Annotated in this window: 18 protein-coding genes; 9 read left to right on the top strand and 9 right to left on the bottom strand. The window is 67.8% G+C overall.

Features of this window, described 5'->3' with window-relative positions; all coding sequences use genetic code 11:
* Positions 1–3 precede the first annotated feature (3 nt).
* Complete coding sequence (locus IBX22_RS16460) at positions 4–2217, top strand: DUF2339 domain-containing protein (RefSeq protein ID WP_228538839.1); 2214 nt, start codon at positions 4–6, stop codon at positions 2215–2217.
* A 55-nt stretch (positions 2218–2272) separates the two neighbouring features.
* On the opposite strand, the gene IBX22_RS16455 is transcribed toward IBX22_RS16460, so the two are convergent.
* From IBX22_RS16455 to IBX22_RS16440, 4 genes are all read right to left on the bottom strand, one after another.
* The gene (locus IBX22_RS16455; RefSeq protein WP_194816439.1) at positions 2273–5008 is read right to left on the bottom strand and encodes an MMPL family transporter; all 2736 of its coding nucleotides are present in this window, start codon (positions 5006–5008) and stop codon (positions 2273–2275) included.
* Positions 5008–5730 carry an NYN domain-containing protein gene (locus IBX22_RS16450; protein ID WP_194816438.1) on the bottom strand — a complete coding sequence of 241 codons (723 nt, stop codon included), beginning with the start codon at positions 5728–5730 and terminating at the stop codon, positions 5008–5010. Before IBX22_RS16450 ends, IBX22_RS16455 begins: the two co-directional genes overlap by 1 nt.
* Positions 5730–6527: a tRNA (guanosine(46)-N7)-methyltransferase TrmB gene (gene trmB, locus IBX22_RS16445; RefSeq protein WP_194816437.1), complete on the bottom strand. Its 798-nt coding sequence runs from the start codon at positions 6525–6527 to the stop codon at positions 5730–5732. The genes IBX22_RS16450 and trmB overlap by 1 nt, the downstream gene beginning before the upstream one ends.
* Before the next feature lie 192 nt (positions 6528–6719).
* On the bottom strand, positions 6720–8180 hold the full coding sequence (locus tag IBX22_RS16440) for a lipase family protein (protein WP_228538838.1): 1461 nt from the start codon (positions 8178–8180) through the stop codon (positions 6720–6722).
* Between the two features lie 213 nt (positions 8181–8393).
* Between IBX22_RS16440 and IBX22_RS16435 the strand changes: the two genes are divergently transcribed.
* The 5 genes from IBX22_RS16435 (at position 8394) to IBX22_RS16415 (ending at position 14462) form a co-directional block, all read left to right on the top strand.
* The gene (locus IBX22_RS16435; protein ID WP_194816436.1) at positions 8394–9176 is read left to right on the top strand and encodes an SDR family oxidoreductase; all 783 of its coding nucleotides are present in this window, start codon (positions 8394–8396) and stop codon (positions 9174–9176) included.
* 120 nt (positions 9177–9296) lie between these two features.
* Positions 9297–10388, top strand: coding sequence for a hypothetical protein (locus IBX22_RS16430; RefSeq protein WP_309234640.1), 1092 nt, complete (start codon positions 9297–9299; stop codon positions 10386–10388).
* The gene (locus IBX22_RS16425; protein ID WP_194816434.1) at positions 10375–11922 is read left to right on the top strand and encodes a hypothetical protein; all 1548 of its coding nucleotides are present in this window, start codon (positions 10375–10377) and stop codon (positions 11920–11922) included. The genes IBX22_RS16430 and IBX22_RS16425 overlap by 14 nt, the downstream gene beginning before the upstream one ends.
* Before the next feature lie 270 nt (positions 11923–12192).
* The gene (locus IBX22_RS16420; RefSeq protein ID WP_194816433.1) at positions 12193–14019 is read left to right on the top strand and encodes a phosphoenolpyruvate carboxykinase (GTP); all 1827 of its coding nucleotides are present in this window, start codon (positions 12193–12195) and stop codon (positions 14017–14019) included.
* A 251-nt stretch (positions 14020–14270) separates the two neighbouring features.
* Positions 14271–14462, top strand: a complete 192-nt coding sequence (locus tag IBX22_RS16415) for a hypothetical protein (protein ID WP_194817884.1) — start codon at positions 14271–14273, stop codon at positions 14460–14462.
* Here IBX22_RS16415 and IBX22_RS16410 read toward each other — a convergent pair.
* From IBX22_RS16410 to IBX22_RS16400, 3 genes are all read right to left on the bottom strand, one after another.
* A complete protein-coding gene (locus IBX22_RS16410) occupies positions 14459–15904 on the bottom strand; it encodes an aldehyde dehydrogenase (protein ID WP_194816432.1) in 1446 nt (481 codons plus the stop codon). The genes IBX22_RS16415 and IBX22_RS16410 overlap by 4 nt on opposite strands.
* 512 nt (positions 15905–16416) lie before the next feature.
* On the bottom strand, positions 16417–17223 hold the full coding sequence (locus IBX22_RS16405) for a class I SAM-dependent methyltransferase (RefSeq protein WP_375540245.1): 807 nt from the start codon (positions 17221–17223) through the stop codon (positions 16417–16419).
* Positions 17224–17331: 108 nt separating this feature from the next.
* Positions 17332–17478: a hypothetical protein gene (locus IBX22_RS16400; RefSeq protein ID WP_194816431.1), complete on the bottom strand. Its 147-nt coding sequence runs from the start codon at positions 17476–17478 to the stop codon at positions 17332–17334.
* A 256-nt stretch (positions 17479–17734) separates the two neighbouring features.
* On the opposite strand from IBX22_RS16400, the gene IBX22_RS16395 reads away from it, so the two are divergent.
* Entirely contained in the window at positions 17735–18910 is a 1176-nt protein-coding gene (locus IBX22_RS16395) for a glycosyltransferase family 4 protein (protein ID WP_194816430.1), read from the top strand.
* A gap of 114 nt (positions 18911–19024) precedes the next feature.
* Positions 19025–19423 (top strand): hypothetical protein, encoded by a 399-nt coding sequence (locus tag IBX22_RS16390; RefSeq protein ID WP_194816429.1) that lies wholly within the window; start codon positions 19025–19027, stop codon positions 19421–19423.
* A 17-nt stretch (positions 19424–19440) separates the two neighbouring features.
* Here IBX22_RS16390 and IBX22_RS37475 read toward each other — a convergent pair whose 3' ends face one another.
* A complete protein-coding gene (locus IBX22_RS37475; RefSeq protein WP_375540244.1) occupies positions 19441–21603 on the bottom strand; it encodes a hypothetical protein in 2163 nt (720 codons plus the stop codon).
* A gap of 667 nt (positions 21604–22270) precedes the next feature.
* On the opposite strand from IBX22_RS37475, the gene IBX22_RS16380 reads away from it, so the two are divergent.
* Positions 22271–22762 (top strand): GNAT family N-acetyltransferase, encoded by a 492-nt coding sequence (locus tag IBX22_RS16380; protein WP_194816428.1) that lies wholly within the window; start codon positions 22271–22273, stop codon positions 22760–22762.
* 94 nt (positions 22763–22856) lie between these two features.
* Here IBX22_RS16380 and IBX22_RS16375 read toward each other — a convergent pair whose 3' ends face one another.
* Positions 22857–23465 carry an adenylate kinase gene (locus IBX22_RS16375; RefSeq protein WP_194816427.1) on the bottom strand — a complete coding sequence of 203 codons (609 nt, stop codon included), beginning with the start codon at positions 23463–23465 and terminating at the stop codon, positions 22857–22859.
* Between the last annotated feature and the right edge of the window lie 12 nt (positions 23466–23477).

Below are 23477 nucleotides of genomic sequence, written 5' to 3'. Positions count from 1 at the left end.
AGCATGACTACAGCTATCGATCCGGTGCTGCTCGCGCGGCTGTCGGGAGAGTTCACCGCGATGGGCGCGCAGATGGGCGATCTCGGCCGGGATCTCGAAGTATTGCGCGCCCAGGTCGCGGCCGGAGTGGCTGAGGCACAACCATTTTCGGGACAGCGTGCCAGCACGGCCCGGCCACTGCCCGGGTCCGCACCGATCCAGGCAGAGTCCCCCCAGACAGAATCGGAGTCCTCCAAGGCGGAATCCGCGACCCCCACCTCCGATCCGATGCGTCCGGAAACGCAGGGGGCAGCCACGGAGACGCAGGCAGCAGAGGTCGGGGCGCAGGCAGCGACACCGGGTGCACAGCCGCGGATCCCGCAGCCGCCGCAGAAATTTGCGACCGAGCAGATTCGGCAGCAGCCGCAGCAGCCACAGCAGCAGCGGCAGCAGGCGCGCGCATCGACCGCGGCACCGCGGCACGGCGCAGTCGGAATGCAGGCGTATGGCCCACGACCTGCACAACCGCCGTTCGGCTGGTCCGGTGCGCAACAAGGGGCTTGGGCTCCGGTTCCCCCAATGGGCGCACCGCACATGCCGCCTGGCATGCGCCCGCCTCGTCCGGTGCGTAAACCGGCGGGTACTCCGTGGTGGCAGCGCGAGGGCGTGATCAGCCGGCTGCTCGCGGTCGCCGGTGTCGGCGTCACGCTGGTGGGCGTTGTGATGCTGTTGGTGCTTGCCGCGCAGGCCGGGATCTTCGGCCCGGTGCCGAGAGTGCTTGCGGGGGTGGTGTTCTCCGCGGCGCTGGTGGCGGTCGGTATGCGGGTGTTCGGCCGGGCCGGTGGACACGTCGGCGGAATTGCATTGGCGGCTACCGGTTTTGCCGGTGCGTACCTCGATGTCGTTGCGGTCACTTCGATCTACGAATGGCTGCCCCGGGTGGGTGGTCTCGCGCTGGCTCTGGCGATCGCCGCGGGCGGTGTGGCGCTGGCGCTGCGCTGGAACGCGCAGGCTTTGGCGGTGCTGGTCGTGTCCGGCGCTGCGTTGCTCGCCCCCATAGTGACTTCGGAATTGGTGCTGCTCGGGTTCCTCATCGTGCTGCAGTTGACGTGCGTACCAGTGCAATTGGTGAAGGACTGGCCTGCGCTGCATGTGGTGCGGACCCTGCCCGCCGTGCTGGCTACCTTGCTGTACGTAGCGATCGCAGGCTTCGATTCCGCGCAGCGGGACCGTGTGCACTGGGTGCTCGTCGCCGCGATCGTGGTGGCACTGATCGGCCTGGTGGGAACCCTCCTGGTGGTGCGCAAGCGCCCCGGCGACCTCATTGCCACAGTCGCTTTCGCCATCTCGACGATTCCCCTGCTGGCGGTGGCGGGCCTGTTCGACCGCGGACCGAGCATGATCATCGCCGGTGCCACGGCGGTCGTGCTGACGGCGGTCGCCACCTTGGCGATGATCCCGAAACTCCGTGCGGCAAGCAAGATTCCGGCGCACACCGGGATCGCCGCCGCGGTAGCCGGCGCCTTCGCCCTGCTCGAAGTCTGCGTCCAGGCGACGCGGGTGCAGACCGCCCCGATCGCCTTGTTCCTGGTCGCCATCGGCTACCTCGGGGTGGCCGGACAGCAGCGCAACCGGGTCGCCGCGGGTATCGGCGGGGCCTTCGCACTGCTCGGCGCACTCACCTTCGTGTCCCGGGTGGATCCGGAAACGCTTGCGACACAACGTCTCGCGGAGCAGTACCTGGATCTCCCGACGGCCCTGGCCGCGGTACTCGGTGTGGCCGTACTCGCCGTCGCGGTGTGGGGCCTGCGCCGGACACCCACCTTGACCAACGACGACACCGGCCGGTCGATGCTGCTGATCTTCGCGGGGGCGTCCGGCCTCTACGCGGTCACCGCCGCGACGGTCTCCCTCGGCATCGCGACCGGCGCGACCGACGGCTTCCTCATCGGCCACAGCGCCGCCACCATCCTGTGGATGGGCGCGGCCACCGCAGCCCTGCTGTACGGCCTGCGCAACCTCTCGGGCTCGGCCGCCGTCGCGAAAGTCGCGCTGGGATCAGGTCTTCTGCTCACCGCGGCCGCCCTGGCCAAACTGTTCCTGTTCGACCTCGCCACCCTCGACGGACTGGTCCGGGTCGCCGCCTTCCTGGTGGTCGGCGTACTGCTCCTGCTGGCAGGAACCCGCTACGCCCGCGCCTTCGCCGAAGCAGGCACTCGCGACGCGCAATCGCGCTGACCCGCAACAGCAGAGGGCCCGTCCAATCAAGGACGGGCCCTCTGCTGTTTGTCGCTTACTCCTGCTCGCGGCGGCGCAGCAGTTCGTTCACGCTCACCGTGCGCCCATCCCCGCCGCTGTGCCGGCCCGGCTCGGAACCGGCGATACGGCGACGCGAGGACCGCAGCTCCGCCATCCAGTTCTCGATGCTGCTGCGGCTGCTGTCGTCCGGCGGCTCGTCGGCAGCGGGCTCGGGAGCCGCATGATGGGTCGGCCGATGCTCTTCCGGCTCCGGCGTGAAGGGCTCGGTATTCACCGGTTCCGGTGCGGGCGGCACGGTCCGCGACACCTCGGGCGCGGGCACCGGCGGCAGCACCCGAGGCCGCGTCGGGTCCGGTGCGGACGGCATCGGCTGCGGCGGTTCGGCTTGCTTGGCCTTGGGCGGCAACACCCGGGGCGGCCGTGGCTGCACCGGCGGCACCTTGTCCAGGCGCTGTGTCGGCGCCTCCGCCTCGATTTCGGCGACGGTGCGCGGACGGCGCGGGGATTTCGGCGGGCGCTGGCCGTCGGCCAGGACCGGCATCACCATGGTGACCGGATCGGTGACGGGGGTGGTCTTCACCAGGTCGACGAGCTCGCCACCACCGGGCCGTTCGTCGTCGAGGATGGGCTCGCCCAACCCGATCTTCTGCTGGATCTTCTTCATCCACTTCGGCGCCCACCAGCAGTCGTCGCCGAGCAGCTTCATGGTCGCCGGCACCAGCAGCATGCGCAGGATGGTGGCGTCGATCAACAGCGCCGCGACCATGCCGTAGGCCAGGTACTTCATCATCACCAGGTCGGAGAACGCGAACGCGCCGACCACCACGAGCAGGATCAGCGCGGCGGCGGTGATGATGCGGCCGGTCTGCGCGGTGCCGATGCGCACCGCCTCGGTGGTGGAGGCGCCCTGGGCGCGCGCTTCCACCATGCGCGACAGCAGGAAGACCTCGTAGTCGACCGAAAGGCCGTACACCACAGCGATGATCAGCACCAGGATCGGCGACATGATCGGCTGCGGGGTGAAGTTCAACAGACCGGCCCCGTGACCGTCGATGAAGATCCAGGTCAGGATGCCGAGCGTGGAGCCCAGACCGAGCGCGCTCATCAGCGCGGCCTTGATCGGCAGCACCAGCGAACCGAAGGTCAGGAACATCAGCAGCATGGTGACCAGCAACACCAGGCCGATCATCATCGGCATGCGGTCGACCAGGGCCTCGATGCTGTCCTTGGTGATCGCGGGCGTGCCGCCGACATACATCTGCACGTCATCGGGCAGCGAGAGCCCGCGCAGGTAATCGATGGTCGGGTCGGGGTTCTCCGAATCCGCCAGTGTCGCGGTGGTCCGGTACACGTCCGGGTTCGACTGGGAGCGCGAAGGCACATCGAACTGACCGGCGAGCCCCGGTGCGGCGTTGGCTTCCTTCCACACCTTGCCGACGCTGCTGCTGTTCGGGGAGTCGAACACCAGCATGATCGGGTCGGTCTTGCGCAGCGGGAAGATCTCGTCGAAGTGCTGCTGCGCGAGGCGGGTCGAATTGTCCGGCGGCAGATAGCGTTCGTTGATACCGCCGAACGCCAGGTTCTTCACCGGGATGATGAGCAGCAGCAGAATGATGGTGATCGGCACCGCGATCTTGAGCGGATGCTGCATCACCCAGCGGGTCTGCCGGCCCCAGAAACCGCTCTCCACTTCTTCGGCGGTCTTGGACTTGCGCATGAATTTGAGCCCGAGCCAGTCCACGCGCTTGCCGAGCATGGCCAGCATCGCGGGCAGGATGGTGATCGAGGTCAGCGCGGCCAGCGTCACCGTGGCGATGGAGCCGTAGGCGATCGATTTCAGGAAGCCCTGGGGGAACAGCAGCAGGCCCGCGAGACTGGCCACGATCATGGTCGCGGAGAAGACGACGGTGCGACCGGCGGTCATCACTGTCCGGCGGACCGCGGCTTTGGTGTCGTAGCCCTCGGCGAGTTCCTCGCGGAATCGGCTGACTATGAACAGGCCGTAGTCGATGGCGAGACCCAGGCCGATCATGGAGACGATGTTCCCGACGAAGTTGTTCACCAGGGTGAACTTCGTCAGGAACATGATGATGCCGTTGGCGCCGATGATCGTCAGGCCGCCGATGATCAGCGGCAGCGCCGCCGCGACGACACCGCCGAAGATGAAGAACAGCAGCAACGCGACCGCCGGGAAGGCGATCACCTCCATGCGCTTGGAGTCGTGCGCGATGGTGTCGTTCAGCGTGCCCGCGACCGCCTGCAGACCGGCGACCTCGGTATTGATGCCGGGAACGCCGAACTTGTCCTTGACGACCCGGAAGTTACGCACCATGTCGGTGTCGTTGTCGCCGACGATGGCGATCGACGCGAAGGTGTACTTCTTGTCCTTGGACCCGAACAGCGAGGGCTGAGCCGGACCGGTCTCGGTCTGCCAGTAGGCGCCGTTGACCTTGGCGATCTGCCCCGGGTATTCCTTCGGCAGCCGGTTGAGGCTCTCCACGATCTGCTGCTTGAACGCCGGATCGTCGATGGTCTTGCCGTCCGGCGCGGTGTAGAGCACCAGCACGTCGCCGGAGTGATCGCGCCCATAGGAGGCATCAGCGATCAGCGCCGCCTGCGTGGACTGCGACGTCGGATCGTCGAACCCGCTGGAGCTGAGGTGGTCGGCCACGCCGAGGCCGTAATAGCCCAACGCAAGCAGGGCGGCCGCGACCAGCCCGATGACGGAATAGCGCAGCCGGTAGACCAGATCGCCCCAGCGTGTGAACACTAAGCGACTCCTTGGGCGGGGCGAGAGGTGAGCAGTGCCGACAGCGGCCGGAACGGCTGCAGCCAAGCACCCTCGTCGGGCAGCGACTCGAGGCTGACCCGTGGCAATGGTTCACGGAACACACCCGGGATGTCCTCGAGATCGATGAACTCGAGGGTATCCGATGTGACGGCCCAACTCGCGTGCTCGCGAAACCCCAATACTTGTACGGGGATGCCGTGCGCGGCAAGTTTTTCCAGTGGTTCGCGGAAGGCCTGGCCGTCCGCGGAGGCGACCATGATCCCGGCCAGTCCGGCGCCGCGACTGCGTAGCTCGATGTGGCCCAGCATGTCGGCGTCGACATCGGAGTCCTCGTCGACCTTCGGCTTGGCGAAGACCGCGTAACCGACATTGCGCAGCGCCTCCACCCACGGCCGCACCACATCGGCGGTGCCGGGCGCGATATTGGTGAAGACGGTGGCTTCCGGTTCCACCCGGCCCTGGCCGCCGACCGAGAGTTCGGCGGTGCGCGCGAGCAGCCAGCGGCCGAGCGCGTCGAAGCGGGGGCGATAGGCGGCGGTCGGTCTTCCGCCGAGGATGGCGCCGAGGCCCATATCGAGATTCGGCGCGTCCCAGACGAGCAGGACCCGGCGTACGTCCGGCGTCGAGACGCTCAGAACCTCGGGGCCCTGCACCTCCCCGGCAACATCGGTGACCTCGGCGGCCAACTCACTGGCGATCATCATTCGATCTTGCCCCATATGAACTCGGTGATGGCGCTTCCGGCGCGATGTGCCTTGCCTTCGAATTTCGTGACAGGGCGGTCGAACCCGATCGGAGCGGTCTCGCGATGCTCCGCGCTGACGCCGCCGGTGGCCTCGTTCAGGCCGATGAACTGGGATTCTCCGGCGCCTACCGCGGCGATCCACTCGGCGTAGTCGGCATGGTCGGTGGCGACATGCAACACACCGCCGGGCCGCAGGCGGCTGGCGATGAGGGAAAGCGTGGCGGGCTGCAACAGCCGGCGCTTGTGGTGGCGGGCCTTCGGCCACGGGTCCGGGAAGAAGACCCGGACGCCGGTAAGCGAATTCTCCGCAACCATATTTTCGAGGACGTCGACGGCGTCGCCGCGCAGCACCCGGATGTTGTCGATGTCCGCGCGCTCGATGCGCTGCACGAGCTGGGCCAGCCCCGGTTTGTACACCTCGATGCCGATGAGGTTCAGGTGCGGCTCGGCCTGGGCCATCTCGGCGGTGGCGGTTCCGGTGCCACAGCCGATCTCGATGACCAGCGGTGCGGAGCGGCCGAACCAGGCGTCGGCGTCCAGCAGCTCGTCGCCGATCTCGCGGCCGATCTTGGGCCACATCCGGTCCCAGGACTCCTGCTGGTTCGGGGTCAGCGCCCCGCGGCGGGAGCGGAAGCTGGTGACCCGGGGGTACAGGCGGGAGCCGGTGGTGGATCGTCGTCCGGCGTCGAGGGGGACCGCGGCAGTGGACGGCCCCGGAACCGACTCGTCAGTATGGTTGGCGGCGTCGTTCACGCGTCCATTGTGCCCTGCTCCTCCGCCGCAGTTCCGCCTCCCCGGGTCTTCAGGCCAGACCCAGGCGCGGGGCAAGTCACCGTTGGCGGCCGACGGTTTCCTGATCGGTTGCCTCAGCCCGTCCCCGGTGAGTTACCCATGTTCTTGCGAAATCGGTCATCGCCCAACATTTCCGGCTGCCTGTGCCCGATTTCAGGCTGCCCGTTCACGCGTGATGGAGATCGGATGCCCAGTTTGGTCGCGGAGCGGCTGACCCAGCACGACGCGAGCTGTTGTCGATGCCATCTCCAGCAGTCCGCGTATTCCGGCCGAGGAGGCGAGGACCGACCAGACTGTGATGTCGGTATCAGCGGTAGCGGGCTCCCCGGCGAGACGGTCAGCGAGCCAGGCCAGGCTGATCGGGGTGTGCAGCACCAGCATGGAGAAGTGCTCGCTGAGGCGGTCGCGGACGTAGGTCACGTTCGCGCCGCCCGCGCGGTAACGCGTCACCTGTCCGTCTACGCCATCCATGTGGATGACCTGATCGTGCACCGGTTGCACCACCAGCAGCGGACAACTGGGGGTGGAGTTGCCCAGACGCAGATCATCGAACATGGCTTTGAACTCGGGGGCGTCGAGCATCTGCTCCAGCGGCTCGCCGGTGAGGAAGTCGCCGAGCTTCTTGTTGGCGAGCCCGACGATCGAGCCGACGGGGGTGGAGCTTTCCGCGTGCGCGACGAACTTGTGCCCGTCGGCGGTGAGGCCCTCGCGGACCACGGCGCCGAGCGCGGGATAGAGCTTGTGCAGGGCCGCGATGACGACGGCGGGCAGCCCGGCGAAGGGAGTTCCGTTGAGCCGCAGGAAGACCTGGCCCGGGTCGCCGACCGGCGCGCCGAGCACCGCGCCGACGATATTGAGCTCCGGCGCGTAGGTCGGCGCCATCTCGGCCAGCCAGGAACTGGCCATGCCGCCACCGGAGTAACCCCAGGCCGCGACCTGGGTGCCGGCATGCAGCCCGAGCGGCGCGAAATTCAGGGCGGCGCGGACACCGTCGAGTGCGCGGTAGCCGGGTTCGCGGGGCGCGCCGAAATTCCCGTGCGGCCCTTCGTGATCGGCGATCGACACCGCCCAGCCGCGGCGCAGCGCGTTGGCGACGAGCAGCCATTCGAACTGGGTGACCGCGCCGATGGCGCGCGCGCCGCGGCGCAAAGCGTAGGAGGGTGCGCACTTCTCGGTGACCGCGTCCATCGCGGTCTGGAAGGCGAGCAGCGGCCGATTTTCCGCCGGGTCCGCGCCCGCGGGCAGCAGCACCGTGGTGACGGCGGCCTCGGGCTCGCCGTGCATATCGGTGCTGCGGTAGAGCAGCTGCCAGGCCGAAACCTGCTGCGGTACAACACCGAACAGGGCGAGTTCGATCTTTCGGCTGCGCAGGACGGTACCGGCGGGACGGTTCGCGAATCCCTTGGGCGGCCGGTGGAACGGGTCCGCGCTGGGCAGCGGCGGGGTCTTGCTCGACAGCAGCTGCGCCGAATTCAGCAGGATCTGGGCGGAATTCACCAGGATCTGCGCGGAGTTCAGCAGGACCTGGGCGGCGTTGCCGCGGGCGGGCGTCGCGCTGATCCGGTGCTCGCGCATGCGCTGTGGCGCGGTGTCGGTAATGGCGTCGATGCTCATCACAAGCCTCCCCGCCCGCCCTGATGGACGGACTTTCCTGATTATCGGTTCAGCTTCGATGTCTGTTCCGCCCAGCGGCACAAAAAGTGCATATTGTTCGAAAACGACTGGTACGCACCATTACTCATACTGATCTTCGCTTCGAGCGTATGGGAGTGCGAGGTGTCTGTGAACCCTGGTTATAGGACTGGTAGGCGGCACTAGACTGCGCCCATGAACTCACCGACGGTGTTCATCACCGGTGCGGCCGCGGGTATCGGGCGGGCCACGGCACTGCTTTTCGCTGCGCAGGGCTATCAGGTCGGCGCGTACGACATCGACGAAGTGGGCCTCTCCCGCCTGGCCGCGGAGCTCACCGAGGCCGGTGGCACGGTGCACACCGGCGTCCTTGATGTGACGAACGCCACGCAGTGGTCCGAGCGCCTCGCCGAATTCCATGACGCGACAGGCCGGCTCGACATCCTGATCAACAACGCGGGCATCCTGCGCGCGGGCGCGTTCGAAGACATCGAACCGGCCGTGCACCGCGCCATCATCGAAGTCAACGTCGTCGGCGTCATCAACGGCACGCACGCCGCCTTCCCTTATCTCCGGGACACCCCGGGCGCACAGGTGGTGAACCTGTGCTCGGCCTCGGCGATCTACGGCCAGCCCGAACTCAGCAGCTACGGCGCCTCCAAGTCCGCGGTAAAAAGCCTCACCGAGGCACTGGATCTGGAATGGGAACGCCACGACATCCGGGTGCTGGCGATCTGGCCGCTGTTCGTCGCCACCGCCATGGTGGACGGCGTGGAGACCGGGACCACGCAATCCCTCGGCGTCCACCTGACCGCGGCGGACGTGGCGAGCGGTATCTGGGCCGCCGTCAGCAAGCGCGGCCGGCTGCCGAAGGTGCACTACGAGATCGGCGTCCAGGCCAAGCTGCTGGCCGCGGCGGGCAAGTACTCGCCCAACTGGGCCACCCGCACGGTCAACAAATACCTGGCCAAACGCTGAACCAAAGGGCGTGGTCGGCGCGTGCGCCGACGCCGCGTCTGACAGAATCGCGCAGGGAGAAGGGGGTATGGAGCCTTGCCGACAGCGACCGAATTCAATGGGCAACCGCGGGAGCGCGGAGTGCCGACCCGGGAACACGATCAGCTGGATCAGCTGCTCGTCCAGTTACAGGCGTCCGGGGCGGATCCCCAGATCGGATATCAGGCCGGTGTCGCGGTGAACTCCTGGCGCCGTCCGCCGCGCATCCAGGTCACCGGGCGCGCGCATGCGGGCCGCACCACGGTGCTGCACGCGCTGGCGCTGATGTCGGCCGCGGAGACCGGCCCGGTGGACGAACCCGGCCAATCTGATCCGGTGATCGACGCCGACCTCGTCGTCTACGTGCTGTCCGGTTCGCCGCTGCCCGCCGACCGCCGGATCCTGGACGCGCTGCCGCCGGAACGCACCGTCGTGGTGCTGAACAAGGCCGACGCCATCGGGACCCGCTGGGCCGATGCCGTATTCGCCGCCGATCAGTACAGCCGGGAACTGGGGATCGTGGTGCTGCCGGTGGTCGCCTCGCTGGCCGTGCGCACCCGCTCCGGTGCGGTGTCCGAACCCGAGCTGGTCACGCTGCGCCGGCTCGCCGAGTCGGGGGACCCGTCGCTGACGCTGTCCTCGGACCTGTTCACCTCACCGACCCTCGGCCCCGATGTGGCCGAACGCGAACAACTGCTGGAGCGCTGGGATTTCTACGGCATCACCTGTGCGTTGAGCGCGCTGCGCCGGGACCCCGGCCTGTCCGGACATCAGGTCATCCAGATCCTGCACGCGGTCAGCGGTGTCGATCCACTGCATCGCCTGCTGCATCGCCGCTACGAGCAGGTCACCGCGCTGCGCGGCGGCGAGATGCTCGACGAACTCGCACGGCTCGCGGCCCGCGCGGTCCCCGGTGTGCACGGCCGGGCCCGCGACCTGATCGAGGGCTACCTCGACAGCGACGACGCCATGTGGACCGCCCTGTGCGCGGGTGTGGCCAATCCGTCCGTCGCGCATCTGGCCGCCGGCTATCCCTCGCCCGCGGCCGCCGACGCCGACGACGCGCTGCACCGGGCCGCCCGCTGGCGCGCGGTCGTCTCCAGTGACATGTCCCCGGCAGCCCGCCGTGCCGCGCTGCGCGTGCACAACGGGTACGTCCGGCTATGGGAGCGAATGAGCAGTGCCGGACTCTGAGCGGCCGGATTCGGCCGCGCCCGGTCCGGAAACGCCTGCGGCAGCGCCCGACCCGATGATTTCGCCCGAGGTCGAGAAGATCGTGGCGCGCTGGAATCCGCAAGGCGCGGCGCTGTTGAAGGCAATGCGTGCGGGGGGCGGGGCGGCGACCGTCACCCTGATCGGACCCGATGACGCCAACACCACGCTGCTGCGCACCGAACTGGCGCGCTTCGAACCCCGCATCGACCTCACCGACCCCATGCCCGATCCGGGCGTCGCGGTGGAGCACACCTCCCCATCGGGCGCGGCGCCGAACACGGTCGTGCTGGTCCTGCTCGACGCGGGCAACACCCTCGGCACCGGCACCCTCGATCTGCTGCGCCGCCTGCGCGCCGACGACATCCGAATCCTGCTCGCCATGAACGCCATCCACGCTTACAGCGACTGGCGTTCGGTGCGCCAGCACAACCAGGAGCTGCTCAACGCCCACGGCTACGACGCCCTCGACATCCTCCCGGTGTCGGCAAAACTCGCCGCCGCCGCCCGCGCCACCGACGACGCCAGCCTGCTGGACCGCTCCGGCCTCACCGCGCTGCACACCGCGCTGACCTCCGCCGCCACCGGGACCCCGGGCGACGGCCGATTCGCGGCCGTCACCACCCGCGTCCTGACCGACACCCGCCGGCGCATCGTCGGCCAGGTCGAGAAACTGCGGGCCGCAACCGAAGTGGACCGCTGGCGCGAGGAGCGCGCGACGCTGCTCGCCGGCCGCGACGGCGGCCGCGCCAGTGTGATGGCGGCGCTGCGTGGACAGCTGCACCTGGCCCGGGTCGATCTGATGACCGAGGTCGGCTCCCAGGTCCGTTCGCTACACGTGGGCGCACGCGCCGAACTCGACCGGCTGCGCCCGAAAGAACTGACCGCTTACCCGGATCGCCTGCAGCAGGCGGTAACCGAGCTGACCGGGGCCCTGGACCAGCAGATCGACCGCAGGCTGGCCGTCCTCGCCGACCGCCTCGACGGTGCTACCGACCTCCGGCACCGGCGCCGCGATCCGGCCCCGCGGGTCGGCCCCGACCCGGAACCCCGGCACCGAGGTGTCGAAGATCACTTGATGGTCGCCCTCGGCGCGTCGGCCGGCGTCGGTCTCGGCCGCCTGCTGGTGGCTCCGCTGGCCCTGGTGCCGGCCCTGGATTTCGCGAGTATTCCGGTAACGCTGCTGCTCGGCGCGCTGGTCGCGTGGTGGGTGGTGCGGGCCCGCCGCCAGGTTGCCGACCGCGCGCACGTCCGGCAATGGGTCGCCGACGCGCTGGTCAACGTCAAAGCGCAACTGGAACAGCGGGTTGCTACGGCCCTGGTGGAGTCGGAGACCGAACTGGCCGACCAGGTGGTGCGCGCCAGCGCCGCGCGTATCCTCGAAACCGACCGTCGAGTGGCCGAATTGGAGGCCAGAATCCGCCGTGCGGGCGCCGAGCAGCCAGGGCAACTCGCCGCCTGTAAACGCGATGTCGACACGCTGGATCAACAACTCAGCCCTGTTGATCCGGCCTAAGAGTGGGTAATAAGACAGCACCCGATTCCGTACTGGTCGTCATACCGCGTTAACCTCTAGGCAGGAACCTGGGCGTCCGCTTCGTCCTTGTACGCCGTCCAGCCGGGGCGCGCTTTACGACTGGTCGTAGCGGGAGCCTTCACCGCCAATGGTGGCGCTTGGTGCGTTCGGGCTGGTCAATGGCCTATCGTAGCGACTGCTTGCAGGTCGCTCGAATGGTCGGCCAGGCGGGCGTAAGCGCCTCGAGCCGCCCATCTCAGGAGAGTTTTCATGACCTCAGCGACCATTCCTGGTCTGTCCGACGGCAACGCGCCTACCGCGCACCGCGAACTGCTCGCCTGGGTACAGGAAGTCGCAGAGCTCACCCAGCCGGAGCGGGTGGTCTGGGCGGACGGTTCCGACGAAGAGTGGGATCGACTAACCGCTCAACTCGTCGCAGCGGGCACTTTCAAGAAGCTCGACGAGAAGAAGAAGCCGAACTCGTTCCTGGCCCTCTCCGATCCCTCCGATGTGGCGCGTGTCGAATCCCGCACCTACATCTGTTCCAAGTCCGAAGCCGACGCCGGCCCGACCAACAACTGGGTCGACCCCGCCGAGATGCGCGCCACCATGACCGAGCTGTACCGCGGCTCGATGAAGGGCCGCACTTTATATGTGGTGCCGTTCTGCATGGGCCCGCTCGGCGCCGAGGATCCCAAACTGGGCGTCGAGCTCACCGATTCCGAGTACGTCGTGGTGTCGATGCGCGTGATGACCCGCATGGGCGCGGCCGCGCTGGAGAAGCTGGGCACGGACAAGCCGTTCGTGAAGTGCCTGCACTCCGTCGGCGCGCCGCTGGCCGAGGGCCAGGCCGACGTGCCGTGGCCGTGCAACGACACCAAGTACATCACCCACTTCCCCGAGGACCGCGAGATCTGGTCCTACGGTTCCGGTTACGGCGGCAACGCCCTGCTCGGCAAGAAGTGCTACTCGCTGCGTATCGCCTCGGCGATGGCGCACGACGAGGGCTGGCTGGCCGAGCACATGCTGATCCTCAAGCTGATCTCCCCGGAGAACAAGGCCTACTACATCGCCGCGGCCTTCCCATCGGCCTGCGGTAAGACCAACCTCGCGATGCTGCAGCCGACGGTTCCCGGCTGGCGCGCGGAGACCTTGGGCGACGACATCGCCTGGATGCGGTTCGGCAAGGACGGCCGCCTGTACGCGGTCAACCCGGAGTTCGGTTTCTTCGGCGTCGCGCCCGGCACCAACCACTCCTCCAACCCGAACGCGATGGCCACCATCGACGCGGGCAACACCGTCTACACCAACGTCGCGATGACCGACAACGGCGACATCTGGTGGGAGGGCCTGGAAGGCGAGCCCGATCACCTGATCGACTGGAAGGGCAACGACTGGTACCTGCGGGAGACCGAAACCCTTGCCGCGCACCCGAACTCGCGCTACTGCACGCCGATGTCGCAGTGCCCGACGCTGGCCCCGGAATGGGACGACCCGCAGGGCGTGCCGATCTCGGCGATCCTGTTCGGCGGCCGCCGCAAGACCACCATCCCGCTGGTGACCGAGTCCTTCGACTGGGAGCACGGCGTGTTCATGGGCGCCACCATGTCCTCGGAGCAGACCGCCGCCGCCGAGGGCAAGGTCGGCACCGTGCGCCGCGACCCGATGGCGATGCTGCCCTTCCTGGGCTACCACGTCGGTGACTACATGAACCACTGGATCTCGCTCGGCAAGAACGCGGACGCGGACAAGCTGCCGAAGATCTTCTACGTCAACTGGTTCCGCCGCGGCGCCGACGGCCGCTTCCTGTGGCCCGGATTCGGCGAGAACTCCCGCGTGCTGGAGTGGATCGTCGGCCGCATCGAGGGCTCGGCCGAGGCCGAGGCCACCCCGATCGGCAATGTGCCGCATGCCGCCAACCTCGACCTCGAGGGCCTGGACGTCGACACCGCCGATGTGGACGAGGCGCTCGCGGTGAACGCCGAGGAGTGGCGCAAGGAGATCCCGATGATCGAGGAGTGGTTCGAGTTCGTCGGCGACAAGCTGCCCTCCGGCGTGCGCGACCAGTTCGAGGCGCTCAAGGAGCGCCTGGGCTGATCCCGGCCTGCTGCGCTATGTGAACGAAATGCCAACCGCCCGCACCGTTTTCGAACGGTGCGGGCGGTTTTTGTTGGCGGGCAACGGCTTTGCGAGCAGCCGGGGATACCGGTTCCGGTCGTCTGCCTATTGTGCGAGGTTTGCTCGACGGTGACCTATGCTTGCGCCGACCAGTCAACGACGACTGTCCAGCCCGGACGCTGAGCGTTAGCTATCGGCTGAACTGCTTCCGATCGAGAGGTGGTTTGAGCATGACCGATCTGGAGTTCGGCGGCCCGCAGACCCCGATGGTGACAGGTCTGGACCTCGCCGACGCGAGCACGCCGCTACGCCGCGCCGCGGGACGGCTGGAGGCGGTACTGCCGCCCGGCTGGCGGGTCGAGGTCGTCGACGCGCAAACTCCGGACGGACAGCCCGCTCTACGTGTGGTTATGCCGGACTAGCCGGTCCAGCCGAGGGGCATCAGCAGCGACTTCTGCTCACAGAACGCGTCGATGCCCTCCGGGCCGTTCTCCCGGCCGATGCCGGAATTCTTGTAGCCGCCGAAGGGCGCACCCGGATCGAAGGCGTACCAGTTGATCGCGTAGGTGCCGGTGCGGACCTTGGCGGCGATCTCGGCGCCGTGCTCGATATCGGTGGTCCACACCGAGCCGGCCAGGCCGTACTGCGAGTCGTTGGCGATCGCGATGGCCTCCTCCTCGGTGTCGTACGGAATCACCGCCAGCACCGGTCCGAAGATCTCCTCCTGCGCGATGGTGGACTTGTTGTCCACATCGGCGAAGATCGTCGGCTCCACGAACCAGCCCCGCTCGACGCCCTCGGGGCGGCCGCCGCCGAGCACCAGGCGCGCGCCCTCTTCCTTGCCCTTGGCGATGTAGCCCTCGACGCGATCGCGCTGCGCCTCCGAAATCAACGGGCCCAGTTGCACGCTCGGGTCGGTGGGGTCGCCGGCCTTCATGGTCTTCACGTGCTCGACGAGCGCGTTCACGATCTCGTCGTAGCGGCTGCGCGGCGCCAGGATCCGGGTCTGGGCGACGCAGCCCTGACCGGAGTTCATCAGGCCGGAGAAGGCGAGCTGCGGAATGGCGGCGGCGAGATCCGCGTCCTCCAGGATGATCGCTGCGGACTTGCCGCCGAGCTCGAGTGAGACCGTCTTGAGTTGGCCGGTGGCGATCGCTCCGATTTTGCGGCCGACCGCGGTGCTGCCGGTGAAGGTCACCTTGTCCACGTCCGGATGCGAGACCAGGTACTCGGCCACCTCGGCCTCGGCGGGCAGGACCGAGAGCACGCCCTCGGGCAGGCCGGCGTCGGTGAAGATGTCGGCGATCATGTTGGCGGTCAACGGAGTCAGCGGTGCGGGCTTGAGCACCACGGTGCAGCCGGCGAGCAGCGCCGGGGCGAGCTTGTTGACGGCGAGGAACAGCGGCACATTCCAGGCGGTGACCGCCGCGACGACGCCGCGCGGCTCCCGCGAGACCCGGGTGGTGCCGAACATGCCGGTGCGAGTCTCGGTCCAGGGGAACGACTTCGCCAGGCCGGCGTAGGTGTCGAGGGCGGCGGTCGCCGGAATCTGGTTGAGCATCATAGCGAACATCTGCGGGGCGCCCATTTCCGCGGTGAGCGCGGCGACCAGGTCCGCCGATCGCTCCTCGATCAGGCGGGCGGCGCGGGTGAGAACCTGTGCGCGCTCCTCCGGTGGGGTCTGTGGCCAGGGCCCGGAATCGAAGGCCTGCCGGGCGGCGGCAACCGCGGCGTCGACGTCGGCGCGTTCGACCACTGGGACGCTGCCCACCGGCTCGACCGTGGCCGGCGAGATGACCTGGAGGCGCTCGGAACTGGCTGGCGCGGTCCAACGGCCGCCGATGAACAAGCTGTCGTAATGCATGGGAACACGTTACAGTTTTGTCGCCCGCTTGTCTGTAACATGTTCCAGTTTTCTTCCATCTCATCGCTCTGAAGTGCACGAATTCCAACCTGTCGGTTCGCTTCTCGGAGAACGCACTATTGCGTTCTGTTGCTGGAGAGAGGATGCTGATAGCTACTGATCAGCTCGCTCGATTCTCGGAACCGAATGCAGGGGAGACGAGTTATGGCGGTGCAAGTAGTCGGACGCTCGGTAATGACCAGCGACCAGACTCAACATCAAGCTAGAAGCGTGGGCAGCGGTGGTTGGGTGGTGTCCTTCTTACCGGGCCGCACGCTGACAATCGAGCAGGCCACAGCCGCAATGCAAGCCGCGGAGGCGATCGCGTTCGTCCGATCGCTGGCTGATCAGGTCGGGCTCACGACCTTGGAGGCCGTCGGGCTCGCGATGCAGGAATCCCCTTGGAGCGAAGCGATTTCCGGTGGAACCTGCGCTAGACGCAGCTGGCGCCGCGGCTGGCTGGAGAGATAGAGCTATTTCGTCGCCACCACGACAAGATTGCTCACCAATAACTCTCTGATCAGCGGCACACGCACCAGCCACCACGCCCAGCTCGGGTGGTAGCGCGGGAACAGTGCGCGCACGTCGGCGGAAGTGTTTGACGCCCAGCGCATTCCGTCCTCCGCGCGGACGGCGAACAACGACTCCCCGAAACGGTTCTTCGGCTCCCGGCCATGCTTCCGGCGATACCGCTTGGCCGCGTACTCGCCGCCGAGGTAGTGCCAGGGTCCGGTCTCGTGGCCGCCGAACGGGCCGTGCCACACCGTGTAGGACAACACCATCAAGCCGCCGGGCTTGGTGACGCGCACCATCTCGTCGGCCATCAGCCACGGATCCGGTACGTGCTCAGCGACATTCGACGAAAAGCAGATGTCCACCGCGTCGTCGCGGAACGGCAGCGCCATCCCGGAACCGCGCACGGCGCCCGCCACCTGAAGTCCGGCCGCGTGCATCTCCGACGGATCCGGTTCCACAGGGATATACCTGGCGCCGGTCCGCGCGAACTCGTCGGCGAAATACCCTGGCCCGCCGCCGACATCCAGCACGGTCGCGCCTTCGAGGTCGCGCCCCGTGACGTCCTTATAGAAATCCGCGATCATCGCCGCACTGTCGGAGGCGATCCCGCCATAGAACAGCGCCGGATCGCTCTGCTCGAACCGGAAGCTGCTGAGCAACCCCCACGACCGCCGCAGCGTCGCCCGCCGTGCGAACCGGGACGTCGGACGCCACCCGGGCAGCGGTCCCGTCACTGCGGCGGGCGTGATGTCAGCTTTCGGCACGACGGCGAGTCTCGCATAACCGGCGCGACCCACCAGCGCCCCGGGTTCGACCAGGATGACAAATCGGGGGCGGGCCCGGTCGCCGCGCGCGGCCGGGCCCGCGGGTGATCAGCCGACGCCGCTGGAGGCGCCGCTGCCGGTGGAGGTCGACGAGGTGATCAGCGCGAGGATCAGGCCGAGGAGGCCGTCCATGTCGCCGCCGGCACCGCTGCCGGTTCCGGTGTTGCCGCCGGTTCTCGTTCGAATCGCTTTCATGTGTCCTCCTCATCAATGCCGAGTGCGGTACCCGACCACGCCCGCCGGGTTCGGCGGGTGGCGGGAGGTTATCGAAGACTCACTGTGAAATATCAGTGTTTCAATAAATTGGACGTGACGCATTAGCGCCAATGTGTGCGGGGAGTGAGCAGGTGGGAGGGTTGCCATGGGGATGCGGCAAGTTATGGTGTAGCGCGATATCTTGTTCCCCGGCCGTTTGTGCGGCCTGCACCTGACGACCGAGAGAAGCTCCACCGTGCGCGAAGTCCTCCTGCTCTGCTGGCGTGACACAGGGCACCCGCAGGGCGGCGGCAGTGAGCGGTACCTCGAGCAGGTCGGTGCGCAGCTCGCGGCGCGGGGCGTCAAGGTCACCCTGCGGACCGCCCGCTATCCGGGCGCGGCCAAGCGGGAACGGATCAACGGCATCGAGATCAGTCGCGCGGGCGGGCGGTTCACCGTCTATCCGCGAGCGCTCGCCGCGATCGTGCTCGGCCGGCTCGGGGTCGGACCGCTGCGCGGTCTGAAGCCGGACGCGGTGATCGACACCCAGAACGGCATTCCCTTCTTCGCGGCCGTCGCCGCCGACGCGCCCGCCGTCGTCCTCGTGCACCACGGGCATCGCGAGCAGTGGCCGGTCGCCGGACGGCTGGTCGGGCGGATCGGGTGGTGGATCGAATCGCGGCTGTCCCCGCGCGTGCACCGCGACAACCAGTACCTGACGGTCTCGCTGCCGTCGGCGGAAGAGCTCGCGACCCTGGGCGTGGAACGGGAGCGCATCGCGGTGGTCCGCAACGGCGCCGAACCGGTCCCCGCCGGCGCGCCCACCGGCGCCGCGCAGACCCGCACCCCGGAACCGCGGATCGTGGTGCTGTCCCGGCTGGTGCCGCACAAGCAGATCGAAGACGCGCTGCAGGCCGTCGCTCGCCTGCGCCATAGCATCCCCGGCCTGCACCTCGACGTCATCGGCGGCGGCTGGTGGGCCGAGAACCTGCAGGCCGACGCCGACGCCCTCGGCATCGCCGACGCCGTCACCTTCCACGGGCACGTCGACGAGCGCCGTAAACACGAACTCCTCGCCCACGCCTGGGTGCACGTGCTGCCCTCCCGCAAGGAAGGCTGGGGCCTGGCCGTCATCGAAGCCGCCCAGCACGGCGTCCCCACCGTCGGCTACCGCAGCTCCCGCGGCCTCACCGACTCCATCGTCGACGGCGTCACCGGCCTGCTCGTCGACGACGTCACCGATCTCACCGAAGCCGTCGGCGACCTGCTCTCCGACGCCGAAGGCCGCACCGTGATGGGCGAGAAGGCGCGCGCCCGCGCCCGCGAATTCTCTTGGGAGCAAACCGGAAACGGTGTGTACGAGGTGCTGGCCGCCGCCGCCCGCGGTGAACAGGTCTCCGGCTTGGTCGCCGCCCCCGAGCACCACCTCTGAAAGCGCCTCCACGCAAAGGCGAGTGCTGTGCCGCTCGCCGGAAGGTGATGCGGCTGTTAGCGTGACCGCTGATTGGTTCGGTGCCGTGAGGCCGTTGATGTTCTTGGGGGTTCGGTGTTCGGCACCTATGTCGTAGTACTCGTGGTCGCCGGAGTGGTGCTGATCGGGCTCGCGCTATCGCTGCGCGAATTGGGTTACGTCCGGCGGACAATCGAGGTGCTCTCCGGGGCCGGGTATCTCGGATATGCCGGATTCCTGATCTACCTCTCGGTTTTCACCGATACCGAAAACTTCTCGGTGTACTGGGCAATCCTGGTTTGGCCCGTCCTCCTGCTGATCGACGGCATCCGCGCGATCGATGTCTCCGACGTCGAAGGGCCCCGATTCGACTACGACGACGAGCCTTCCGAGTCGGCGTCCCGCCGCAGCACCGTCTCTCAGGAGCGTCGAGCGGCGCGGCGCGAGGCGGCCCTGGCCGCGATTCGCGAGAAGCACACCGAAACCGAGGGCTGACTCCCGTCGGGTCAGTGTCAATCGCGCCGCCACAGACCTGCTACGAGTAGGCCACCGAGAAGCAGCGCTGCCCACAGAATGTGCGCGGCCCCCGCGATGAAACGGTGTGCCGCTTGTGATTCGGTGACCTGAACCCCCGCCACTCGGTAGAGCGCGAGCTGGCTGTCGGAGTAAACCGGTTCCAATTCTGCGAGGGTGTTCTTCGATTCGCCGAGCGACCCAGGTGTAGCCCGTTCCACCAGCACCCAGCCGACACCCAAATCGCCCAGCCGCTGCGCCGAACCGCCTTGCAGCAGCAAGCTTTCCACCTGATGCGCCCGCATACCCTCACCCGAGACAACCGCCCCACGCACCGGCAATTCACCCGTCTGCAGTACGTCATTGGGCAGCATCCGCGGAGCGGGATCCAGCACCGGCGCCTTCCCGCTATACGAGAACTTTCGGAACATCCCCCCGGGCAACACCGCGACATCCCCCCGCCCATCGATCTTTTCAGCCACCTGCTGCCACCCGGCCGGATAGTGCACCGGCCGCAACGCACCGCCGACACCCCAGGCCAGATCAATCAGCGGCAGAATCAGCAATGCGATGAATACCGTTGCGATCAAGCCTGTTCCAGCGGGAGAAGCCTGGGCGCGGCCAGTCCCGCCCGCCATACCGGAAGCCTTGGGGATGCCTGTGGACAATTCGCCGAGGTGCGATTTGCTCCCCGCAAATCGAACAGCGAACGCCCGGCACCCGGCAGCAGCACAAAGCGAATAAGCGGGCACAGCCAACGCGACGTACTTCTGAGTGTCACGCAGCAGCCCGGCCCCCGGCACCTGAACCACCAACCATTCCATAACCTCCCGGCCCCACCCGGTGGCTGCCAACGCAGGCAACACCACCGCCACGCCAGCGAGCAACAGCAGCGCCCTGCTCACCCGAACCCGGCTCGAATCCTCTTCGTTGCCAAGCCGATCAGCGCTGGACTGCCCGCCCTTATCTTTAGCGCCGTAGGCATTGCCAATCGCTTCATCGCTGGTATTCGGATCTGTGCGAGGGTGTTCGCCACCAGCGGTGGCCGGGCCTTCGGCCCGATCCTGATCGTCCACGTCGGTGATCGCGGTAGATGCCGACCCGAGCTCCGCGCGGGGCGTCCCGGCGTTGCCCGCCCTGGTAGATATCGGCGAAGCGACCGCGCGGATGCCGGTCGCGACGATGGCAAGCAGGATGAGGGTGCCGAAAAGAGCCAAAAGCGTTGTGCGGGAGTTGGGGACGGCGTCGGCATTCCAGATGCCGCCGAGCCCGGCCAGACTGCCGAGGGTGGCGAGACCAGGCTCCGCGCGCGCGGCGAACGCGGCAATTCCCGCCGGGTCGGAGGGTTCGGCACCCGCCCCGGACAGCACAGTCGCGGCCAGCCACGGCGCACTGGCCAGTGCGAGCAGCAGCAGCGCACCCGGGATCTGCCTCCGGCCGAGCACCACGAGTGCGGTCGCCCCAGCCAGCAGCCCGCCGGTGGGCGTGAGCCCCGCGGCCGCGAAACACGCGGTCAACGCACCCCATGCACCAACGGAACCCGTTGCGCGCCAGCGCAACCAAACCCCCTTGGTGCCAGATGTTTCCTCGGTGTGCCGGTCAGACCTGGCTCCATTTGCGGGCCAGCTGGACCCAGTTCCCTTCGTGCGCCACCGAGACCGTTCACCCTTGGCACCAGGCGGATGACCAGCATCGGGGGCAGGCGGGGTGCGATGGAGGTGCTCGCTGGCGGCAATACGCAGGCGGTAGGCGGCGAGGACGGTCCAGGGTAGGGCAGCGTAGCCGGCGAGCAGGCTCCAGTGTCCTTGCAGCAGGCGTTCGGCAATGTACGGGTTCCACAGAGCGACAGTGCTGGCAACCAGCTGCGGCCCGAGACCAACCCGCAGCAGTTCTCGCGCAAGCACCGCCGCCCCGTAACCGGCCGCCCACAACGCGATCAACAGAATCGCCTTCACCAGCACGCCGCCATCGATAACCGGCGACAAGACCGCGAGCAACGCATCCTGCGGCACCGCCCGGGGCGCGGCGTCCCCGAGCCCAAGCGCCGAGCCGGTCAGATACGACCGCGGCGTACTAACCGCATCCCGCAAAAGCAAATACCCCGACCCCAGCAGCGGCCCGGCAATAAGCAGCGCCAACCCCGCGCTGTACCCAGCCGGCACCAACCTCCGCCACCTGCTCCAGTCACCCACGGCTCGCCACCCTACGTGCCACACCCCACCACCCAACTCCTCGAGCACACAATTGGGCCCACCCCAACCACCGCCCCCGAATTCTGCGCCCCCACACAACCCGACCGGGCGAAACCGCTCCACTTGCCAAACCGCTTACCAGGCGTGAGCACTCGAGCGTTTACACACACGTCAATTCTGCTACCCGGGCGAACTGGCGGGCATTGCGCGCCGCACCAGCCTGAACAACTCGAGCGCTTGCCGCACACGTCAGTTCTGCTACGCGCGCGCGAACCGGCGGGGCAAACCGCGCATTACCCAGCCGAGGCACTATTGGTGCTGCCGCGCCAATTCGTGCGTCGCACCAGGTCTAGCATTCGGGCGTCGGCCGTGCGCAGCAGCTCTGCCGCGCGCGAACTGGCGGGATAAAGCGGGCGCTACCCCAGCCGAGCCACTTTCGGTGCCGCGCGGCAAGTCGAGCGTCGTCGTGCGCAGCCCACGCTGTGACCAGCCGCCGGTGGTTTCACCATGGGGCACCGCCACGCCGGACGGTGCTTCGCCAGAATTGATCATGCTGCGCCTCGGCCGCAAACAGGGCTCTGGCCATGTGATCCAATCGTGTGTGCTGCGCGAGTTCACGCCGAGTTAGGCTCGCGCAGTGGGGTATTGGACGATCGCGCCCGAGCCGTTCGACTCCGCTGTCGTGGCCGCGCTGTGGCGGGACTATTACACCGAGGTCAGTGATCGGTGGCATTGGCTGCACGACGGGTGTTCGACGGCTCCTGATGAGCTCGAACGTGGGATCGCGGGCTCGAGTGGTGCTGAGTTCGGTTCGCCTGGAGGGGTTTTGCTGGTTCTGTGTTATGCGGGCGAGCCGGTTGGGACCGTTGGTGTGCATCTGCTCGACGCTGCGACCGCGGAGTTGAATCGTGTGTTTCTGCGCGTGGATATGCGGGGGCGGGGCGGGGGTGCGGTGTTGCTCGCGGCCGCTGAGGATGCGGCACGGACGCTCGGCGCTGGGCGGATCGTGCTGGATACTCGCCATGATCTTGTGGAGGCGCGGGCGCTGTACGCCCGGCACGGTTACGCGGAGTCCGAGCCGCATAACAATGGGCCCTACGCGGACCATTGGTTCAGCAAGGTGCTGTGATGGCCGCTCCGAAGTCACTATGCCGCAGACGCGCGGTGAGACTCGGCACCGGTGCTCGAGGTGTCATCCGATCTGTGCTGCCTGTGGACGCGGATCAGCTCTGCGGCGTATCAGTTCGTGGCTCGGCAGGTGCGTTGTCCACAGGCTGGGTGAGGCTGGTCAGGAAATGCTCGGCGTCGCGGTGTGAGCGGATGTGGATGAAATCGAGGTGCTGGTAGGCCGGGTTGGCGTGGGCCGCGGTGTAGCGGGTGCGGTTTCGGGCGTGGGTGGTCCAGGCCCACATGATCACCGAGCGTTCCGGGTTGAGCGAGAACATGTTTCGGGGGTTTTCGCGGTTGCCGTTCCATAGTTCGCGGGCGGTCAGGATGCGGCCGGCGGTTCGTTTGATGATCTGCAGCATGACCTGGGGGCGGGGCAGGTCGAACCAGAGCACGGTGTCGGCGTGCCGCCAGACGAGGTCGCCGAGTTTTCCGTGGTAGTTGCCGTCGGCCACCCAGGCGGGCCGGGTGACCTGCTCGGTGACCGCGGCCTGGAACTCGTCGGTGGGCAGTGGGGTCCAGTCGGCCTGGTGGTGGATCGCGTCGAGTTCGATGTGGGGGATGCCGAGTTGTTCGGAGATCCGGCGCGCCAGTGAGCTCTTGCCGGATCCCGAGGTTCCTACGACGGAGATGCGGCGGTGTGGAGGCACCACCGCATTATTCACTCGGGAAGCCTG

The sequence above is a fragment of the Nocardia sp. XZ_19_385 genome, assembly GCF_015355755.1.
In the GTDB taxonomy this organism is placed as follows: domain Bacteria; phylum Actinomycetota; class Actinomycetes; order Mycobacteriales; family Mycobacteriaceae; genus Nocardia.
Note: the sequence above shows the minus strand (reverse complement) of the source record. Positions and strands in the feature narration are given on the sequence as shown.